Source organism: Nocardia sp. NPDC003345, assembly GCF_053589395.1.
In genome coordinates this window covers 24,337-31,690 of sequence record NZ_JBSFRU010000032.1, presented here as the reverse complement: position 1 = coordinate 31,690, position 7,354 = coordinate 24,337, and the positions used below count along the sequence as shown (strand labels likewise).

At 73.7% G+C, this 7,354-nt stretch carries 1 protein-coding gene; it reads right to left on the bottom strand.

The annotated features are described in order from the left end of the window. The coding region (locus ACWDU1_RS06510) for an AMP-binding protein (protein WP_449996268.1) at positions 1–7,178 on the bottom strand (7,178 nt) is incomplete at its 3' end. Positions 7,179–7,354 lie beyond the last annotated feature (176 nt).

Genomic DNA, 7,354 nt, shown 5'->3' with positions numbered 1-7,354 from the left:
CCGCCCTGCGGCAAGCCCGACCGCACCGGTTCCGCCGAAGACTCCGGCTCGAGCCGCCGACCGCGCTGCGGCAGCGCGGACCGCGCCGGTTCCGCCGGGGAGTCCTCTGTATCGGGGCGGGGGCGACGCTGCGGCAGGGAACCGGCCGCGAGTTCGGGTGCGGATTCGGGTTCCGGCTGCGCGCGGCGCCGCGGAAGAGACCCGGAGCCGGGCTCGCCCGCGTCCGCATTCCGCGCGGAGCCGGGTTCGCCCGCGTCGGCATTCCGCTCGGGGCCGGGCCCGGACGCGGTGGAGCGCGGACGTCGCTGCGGCAGCCCGGTGGGCCCGGCATCCGGGGAACCCTCGGTTTCTGCGGGAAGCCGGTCCGGGGTGACCGGCCGCAGCAGCGAGGTGGTCTCCGCGTCCGGCAGTGGCGCGGGGCCCTCCCCGACGGGTGCCTCGGCGGCCTCCGGTGCCGATGGCGTGAAATCCGTTTCCGGCGACGGAGCGGCGTGCCCGGCTTCCCTCGCGGGCAGCACCGGTGCCGCTTGCGGCTCCGGCGTCTCGAGCCCGCCCTCGGGGTGCGCCGTGCCGTGACCGCCCGACCGGCTCGGTAGCCGGTGATCGTCTTCCGGCGGCACGGCCCCGTGGCCGGTCTCCGGTCGCGCGGCCCCGATAGCTGTCTCCGAGGCCGGCGACCTGTCCCCCGGCACCCGGTGGGCGGCCCGCCGCGGCAGCGTCTCCGGCCGCGGCGTCGACCGGGCGGTGTCCGGCGACCGCGACTCCGCGCCGCTCTCTGCGGACGCGGCCGGTGCCCCCTCGCCGGGGTGTCCCGGCCCGGACTCCGGACCGGTGGGGCCCGCGCCGGGGCGCAGGCCGTGTTCGGCGAGACCGCCGAGGGCCCGGACCCAGTGTTCGGCGAAGGCTTTCACGTCTTCGCCCACGAATACCGCGGTGGCGTAGTCGAACCGGCACAGCAGGCCGTCGTCGGTGGCGTCCACGGTGAGCGCGAGCGGGACGCCGTCGGCCGGACCGTCGGTGTGGACCCGTGCCGGTCGCAGATCCCGGTAGCGCAAGGTGAACCGGCCCGATTCGGTCGCGGCGAATTCGGCCGTGGTCTCGGGGTTCAGGTAGCGCAGCAGCGCGTAGCCGGCGCCGCCCGCGGGCACGGATCGGACCAGATCGCGGATCTGTTCCAGCGCCGCACCGGCGGCCCGGCCACCCACCAGCGCGTCGGCGGTGTCGATATCGGTGAGGTGCAGGGCGAGCGGAAACTCGGTGGTGAAACCACCGACCGGCTCCTCGCCCGTAACGCCGAGGGCGCGGGTGTCGGCGTCACAGCGCACCAGGGAGCCGATCGCCCGGGCCACCGCGCCCTGCTGTGCGGTGTGCAGGGCGATGGCGACCGCGGTGAGCAGTACTTCGGGCACGGTGGCGCGATAGGCGCTCGCGGCGGCGGTCACGGCGGCGGTGCCCTCGGCCGTGATCGCCAGCGATACCCGCCGCCGGGAGTGCAGATCGTCGGTACCGAGCGGAGCCGTCGTCCGGGCGGCGGCCAGATTCCGCCGCCACCAGCCGGCCTCGTCGAGCAGGTCGATGGACCGGGCGCGGGCGTCCAGCGCCCGGGCCAGCTCCGCGAGCCCGCTCTCACCGGTACCGGTGACGGCGGCACCGGTACCGAGTTCGTCGATGATGACGCGCCACGACCGGTCGTCCACGACCAGGCCGTTGGCCACGATCACCAACCGGCGTTCCGGCTCGGCGCCGGTGAGGACGAAATGGATATTGCGTCCGCTCACCGGATCGAGGGCGTCGGCGGCCGCCTGTACGACATCGTCGGTGGCCACCGTGTTCTCGCCGGATTCCGGTCCGAGCCACCAGTACTGGCGTTCGCCGCGCCGATCCCGGGGCGGAATCCACAACGTGGTGCCCTGATCACCGGTTTCGAGCCGGGCCCACAGCATCGGGTGCCGCAGTACCAGGGTGCGCACCATCTCCTCGACCCGCTCGGGAGTCCGGCCCGGCGGCACATCGAGCACGATCGACCGGATCTCGACGCCGGGCACCGGATTGTCCAGCAACCGCAGGGCGGTGGCCGTGGCGGGCAGCGACCCGGTGAATTCGGGGTCGGGCGAGGTGGCGGTCTCCGGTTCGGCCGTCCCCGCCGGGCCGGTCGGCGCGGCATCCGGGAGCGGTCCGGCGGTACCCGGCACTTCACCGTCCGGAGCCCGCTCGTGGTCCTCTACCGGGAGCGACGTTTCCGGCGGCAACTGCGGAACCGCGTCGGGATCGGGTAGTCCGGTGCGGTCCACGGCACCGTCCGCGCCACGATCGATCCGGTCGACCAGCGCGTACGCCGCGGGCACCAGGTGCGTGGGAATCGACCGGGACAGCGCCGCCCGGAGCCGGACCGGAGCCGGACCGTCCGCGACGGTGTCCGCCGCGGGTACCACGTATGCCGTCAGCCGCTCGCCCGGCCGGCCGGGCGCGGCGGTCCGGGGCAGCACGACCGCGTCGGAGACCTCGGGCAGGGCGCGTAGCGCGGCGGCGAGGAGATCCGGCTGGATGCGATGGCCCCGCAACCGGATCCGGTCGTCGGTGCGGCCCAGGTAGTCCAGCCGCTGCGGTGTGGTGGGAGTGGCCTCGCGCCACAGCACCAGATCGCCGGTGCGGTACATACGCTGGCCGTATCCGAAGGGGTTGGCTACGAAGCGGTCGGCCGTGGCGTCCCGGCGCCCGGCGTAGCCGCGGGCCAGCTGGTCGCCGGCCAGATACAGTTCGCCGGGCACGCCGGGCGGTACCGGGCGCAGCCGGCTGTCCAGCACGTAGACCCGGGTGTTCCACTGCGGCAACCCGATCGGGACCGAGCGGTCCGCCGACCCGGCCGCGGGCCAGGAGGTGGCCGAGACCGCGGTTTCACAGGTGCCGTACAGGTTGTGCACCCGGGCACCCGACCGGCCGCGTAGCGCGGCCACCGCATCCGGGGACAGCGGTTCACCGGTGACGAAGACCTCGCGCAGGGTCCGCAGCTGTTCCGGATCGGCGTGGTCGGCGAACACCGTCAACTGCGCCGGGCCGAAATCGGTGACCGTGACCCCGTTCCCGGCGATCGTCGCGGCCAGCAGGTCGAGATCCTCGGAGGCGGCCGGATCGGCCAGCACCAGCTGGGCTCCGGCCCGCAACGGCAGGAACAGACCCCACAGCGAGGTATCGCAGGTCGCCGGGTTCTGCTGGAGGTAGACATCGGTGAAGCCGAGCGGGAACTGCGCCAGCATCAGGGCGATCTGATTGTTGATCGCACCGTGCGAGAGCACCGCCAGTTCCGGACCGTCCGCCGACGCCGAGGCGCAGAGCACATAGGCGGCGTTACCCGGGCGCACCTCGCCCCGGAGTTCATCGGGACGAACCCGATCGGCCGAGTACTGCGCGAGCGTATGCGCATCGGTGGCCAGAAGGGGCACGGCGGGCCGGTCGCCGGCGGGTTGCGCCGCCGCGGCCAGCCGGGGCTCATCGTCGCGATCGGCCAGCACACAGACCGGCCGGGCGGTGTCGAGTACCCGCGCGGTCCAAGGCGCCGGATCGCCGGGATCCAGCGGCAGGCAGGCGCCTCCGGCGGTCAGCACCGCGTAGAGGGCGACGACGAGGTCCGGCGAACGGCGGATCGCCACACCCACCACGGTGTCCGGGCCGACCCCGGCCGCGATCAGCCGACGCGCCAGCCGATTGACCCGGGCATCGAATTCCTGGTAGGTCAGCTCGCTCCCCGCGTCGGATACCGCCGGGGTGTCGGGGCGCACGGCGACCGTCCGGCGGTACCCGTCGAGCAGGAGGTCGGGCGCCACCGGATAGCGGGTGTCGTTCCACACCACCAGCAGCCGGTCCAGGTCGGCCCGGGACAGCAGGTCGATATCGCCCACCGGCCCGTCCGGATCGCCACCGGCGACGGTGAGTACCCGTTGCAGCCGGCGCGCGAATTCGGCGACGGCGGGTTCGGGGAACCGGTCCGCGGCGTAGTGCAGCGCCGCCGCGATCCCGTCCGGGGAACCGTCGGGCGCGCGATGCGGGTCGATGACCAGGCGCAACCGGGTACCGGGTGCCGGGTTGACCAGTTCCACCGGTTCGGTCGACAGACTGGGCATCTCCAGGCGCGGGACATCGTGGTGCCGCAACGCGATGGCCACATCGAACTGCGCCGGATCCACGCCCAGCGCGGCGGTCATCTCCTCGAACGGCAGATCCGCGTGCGAGAACGCGGCGCGGTCCGATTCGGCGATCCGGTGCACGAGATCGAGGAAGGATTCGGCGGGATCGATGCGGGTGCGCAGCACGACGCTGTTGGCGTAAGGACCGATCGCATCGTCGAGTTCGCGCTCGTCGCGCCCGCGTACCGAACTGCCGAGCACGATATCGCCGGTCGCGGCCGAACGGGACAGCAGCACCGCGAACGCGGCGCGTACCACGATGAATTCGGACACGCCCGCGCGGCGGGCGATATCGGCGACCCGGCGATGGGCACGTGTCCCGATCTCGAATTCGTGCACACCGCCGCCCTGCGCCCCGGGATTCGGCCCTTCGAGCGCGAATTCCAGGCGCGGCGGCAGCCCGGCCAGTTGCTCGCGCCAGTAGGCCAGCCGGGCCGCGGCCGGTGACCCGGGGTCGGCGATATCACCGAGTTCGGCCCGGCGCGCGAGGTAGTAGTCGAGGTACTGCACCGACAGCGGCTGCCACAGCGGCCGGGAACGGTTACGCCGGCCGAGGAAGGCGCGCAGCAGATCTCGCAACAGCAGCCCGGCCGAGACCTCGTCGGCGAGAATCCGGTGCACGACCACGGCGACGATATGTTCCCGGGGCCCGATCTCGGCCAGCGCGAAACGCACCGGCACCTGCTCCGGATCGGCGACATCGAAATCGGTACGTGACAGAGTGTCCAGCCAGCTCGTCACCTCGTCGGCGGGCAGCGGATCCGCGACGACCTCCGGCACCGCCTGTTCCCGGGGCAGCACCACCTGGAGTGGTTCCCCGCCGCCGGTCACCGGATACACCGTCCGGAGGGTTTCGTGCCGGTCCACCACATCGGCGACCGCCGCCTGCATGGCGGTGGCGTCCAGGGTGCCGGACAGTTTCATCGCGGCGGTGACGGTATCGGCCGCCGTTTCCGGAGCCGACCGGTTGCGTTCCCAGAGCCGGCGCTGACCGGGCGAAAGGGGTATCGACGCCGGACGCTCCACCGCCACTTCCGGAGCCGGGTCCGCGGCGGGGGCCTCCGGGGCGGATTCCGCGGGAGTCCCGGGGCTCGGCCAGAGCGGGCCGGGCCCCGCGGGCGCGGCACCGAACGGCGCGGCGGCCGAGATCGGCGCCGCGGGATCGGCGGGCGCTGCGGGTCGCGGGAGCCCGGGGTCGTCGGGGGCGGGCAGACCACTGGTCCGGGTAGGGATATCGGCCGCGGCCGGTTCGCCCGGGACGGACCGTGGATTCTCGTAGAAGGCCAGGGCGTCACCGGTCGATCGCGCCGGGGCCGCGGTGCGACCCGGGAGGGCGGGCGGTTCGCCCGGGATGGGCAGTTGGTGGCCGCTGCTCAGCCAGTCGTCGTCGGCCGGGTGCCGGGGCGCGGGCGGTCCCGGCGGGGGCGCCGGTTCCGGCGGATTCGCGGTGGCGCTGCGATGATCGCGCCCGCCCAGGGTCTGCTGCCGGTCGGGCATCTCCAGGTACCCGCGACCGGGCAGTTCCAGATCCCGTTTCGCCGAGGCGAGCCGGTGGTCGGGCTCGGGTTCCGCGACGGCGGCGGCCTCGCGGATCGGCAGGCTCTCCTCGTAATCGGGTAGCGGGTCGTGCCGCGGCGTCGGGCCCGGCTCGTTCCCGGGCTGCGCGGCACCGGCCCCGGCGGTCTCCTCCGGGCGGGCTTCCGCCCGGACCGCGGCGACCGGCTCCGGCACCCGGCCCGCGTATTCCAGCTCCCCGCCCGCGAGGCGGCGCACCAGATCACCGGTCCGGTACAGACGCGAGCCGTCCTCGGACAGCGGGTCGGCCACCAGCAGTTGCGCGGTGCGGCCGGGGCGACGGTGATAGCCGCGGGCCAGCTGCGGCCCACCGAGATAGAGCTCGCCGACCGAACCGTCGGGCACCGCCGCCAGCCGCTCGTCGAGGATATGGGCGGTCACGCCACGAATCGGAGTACCGAGCGTCGGCGGGCCGCCGGACGCCAGCGGGGAGCTGATACTCGTCATGATGGTGGCCTCGGCCGGGCCGTAGCCCTGGTAGAAGGCCCGGGTCAGGCCGCCGCCGACCGGGATCGCCCAGCGCGCGACCAGTTCCGGTGGGCACGGCCGGCGGCCGGTCACCACGACGCTCAGCTCGTCGAGGCCCGCCGGATCGATGGCCGGTAGCGCATCGGCGGGGAGGTAGGCATGGGTCACCCCGGTGCGCCGCAGCAGGGCGGTGAGTTCGTCCGGCGCCGACACCAGCGGCGACACCACGACCATGGTCGCCGCGCCGCCGAGCGCCAGCAGCAGTTCCAGCACCGCCGAATCCGACGGCAGCTGGGCGAAGTTCAGGGTGCGATCCTCGGGTTCCACCCGGTAGCGGCCCTGCTGTTCGGCGCACAGCCCGGAAAGCCCGGCCTGGGTGACGACCACACCGTCCGGTGAGGTCTCACCGTCGCTGGCATAGCTGACGTAGGCCGGATGTTCGGCGCGCAGCGGGCGGATACGGTCGGCGTAGGTGACCGGGTCGGCGGAGAACTGCTCCAGCGTCCGGGCGGCCTCGATCGTGTCGACCTGCAGCCATTCGATTTCGTCCGGTAACTCGTTGCGCACCCAGGACACCGCCAGGCCGTAGACCGCGCCGGCGTCGACCAGTAGATGCGCGAACCAGCCCGGCGGATAGGCCGGGTCGACGGGTACGAATCCGGCGCCGGTCTTGGCCACCGCCCAGACCGCCAGCACCGCGTCCAGCGAACGCGGAATGGCCACCGCGACCAGATCCTCCGGGCCGATGCCGCGGGCCATCAGCGCCCGGGCCAGCCGGCTCGACCAGGCATCCAGATCGGCGTAGCTGACCTGCTCCAGCGGACCGGTGCCGTCGGCGAGGACGAGGGCGGCGCCGTCCGGATTGGCCTCGACAGCATTGGCGATCAGCTGCGGCAGGGTGGTCACGCGGGGCCGCCGGGTTCGGTTGGGCCGGGTCCGGACTGGCCGCGTCATACCGACTTCGCCCCCCGGACCTGGTCACACCGCGCACCGACTACCGCATCCATCTGTCCGCCTCGCCTGCCTATCGCACTTCACCACCGCGCCGTACCGTGCCGCGGCTTGGATGCAGCCTGCCACAATGCGCCGCCGCCCGGTATGGCACCCGGCAGGTTACCGGCCCGGACCGC